The organism is Ensifer adhaerens (assembly GCF_001270265.1).
GTDB classification, from domain to species: domain Bacteria; phylum Pseudomonadota; class Alphaproteobacteria; order Rhizobiales; family Rhizobiaceae; genus Ensifer; species Ensifer adhaerens_B.
The window spans coordinates 1-1,352 of the sequence record NZ_LGAP01000080.1 but is presented as its reverse complement, the minus strand read 5'-3'; the positions used below and the strand labels follow the sequence as shown (position 1 = coordinate 1,352).

At 63.0% G+C, this 1,352-nt stretch carries 2 protein-coding genes; both read right to left on the bottom strand.

Annotated features, from left to right (window positions below):
- The coding region (gfa, locus tag AC244_RS34745; RefSeq protein WP_053253361.1) for an S-(hydroxymethyl)glutathione synthase at positions 1-536 on the bottom strand (536 nt) is incomplete at its 3' end.
- A gap of 117 nt (positions 537-653) precedes the next feature.
- Positions 654-1,352, bottom strand: a 699-nt coding sequence (locus AC244_RS34740; protein WP_152976246.1) for a zinc-binding dehydrogenase, incomplete at its 5' end; no start/stop codon positions are given.

The following is a 1,352-nucleotide window of genomic DNA, read 5'->3' as shown; positions in this document are numbered from 1 at the left end:
GTGGCGATAACGTCCATCAGAACGGGATTGAGGCAGTCATAGGGCTCCAGACCCAATTCGCGCAGCCGGGCACGCACACTATCCATCTTTGCCGGATCGTATCCACTCTCGATGATCGAAGACACGAAGGCCGCAAACCCCGGCTTCGCCCAGCCCGTTTCCTGGAACCGTTCAGGATGCAGGAAGGACAGGCCCTTGAACGCATGGTCCCGTTCGACGGGGCCGTACATGTGCACGCCGCAGTCCTTGCAGGCGTGGCGCAGAATAAGAGCGGCCGGGTCGACGACAGCGAGCTTGTCGCCGTTTTCGAGTATCTCGACATTGTCCGTCGGCGCGACGGCGACGACCGAGAAGACCGCACCATCGGGCTTCCAGCACTTGGTGCAGCCGCAGGCATGGTTATGGGCAATGTCGCCCTTGATCCGGACCTTCACAGGGTTGCTCGCGCAGTTGCACACAAGCGTGCCGCCCGAGAAGGCCGCATCGGTCGCCTTGAAACCGGAATCGAGGGATGGATGTATCGCTACGCTTGGCATGGGCTTCTCCTCCTTCATGGCCGGCGCGGTATGCCCGGCCGATCACTGGCATCGCCGGGCGGACGCTTGGCGATGTGATGAGCGGATTGCATTCGTGATGCGGTCTTGAACCCGCGCTCAGTATACCACGACGCTGCGGATGCTTTCGCCGGAATGCATCAGCTCGAAGCCCGTGTTGATGTCTTCAAGCGCCATGGTGTGGGTGATCATCGGATCGATCTCGATCTTGCCCTCCAGGTACCAGTCGACGATGTCAGGCACGTCGGTGCGGCCGCGGGCGCCGCCAAAGGCGGTGCCCATCCAACTGCGGCCGGTGACGAGCTGGAACGGCCGGGTGGCGATCTCCTGGCCGGCGCCGGCAACGCCGATAACCACCGACTTGCCCCAGCCGCGATGCGAGGCCTCGAGCGCCTGGCGCATCACCTTGGTGTTGCCGGTGCAGTCGAAGGTGTAGTCGGCGCCGCCGATCTGGTCGGCACCACGTTTCGTCATGTTGACGAGATAGGCGACGATGTCGTCGCCCACTTCCTTCGGATTGACGAAGTGGGTCATGCCGAAGCGTTCGCCCCAGGCCTTCTTGTCGTTGTTGAGGTCGACGCCGATGATCATGTCGGCACCGGCCAGCCTGAGCCCCTGGATGACGTTGAGGCCGATGCCGCCGAGGCCGAAGACGATCGCGGTGGCGCCGATCTCGACTTGTGCCGTGTTGATCACCGCGCCGATGCCGGTAGTGACGCCGCAGCCGATATAGCAGATCTTGTCGAACGGCGCGTCCGGATTGACCTTGGCGACGGCAATCTCCGGCAGCACGGTGTA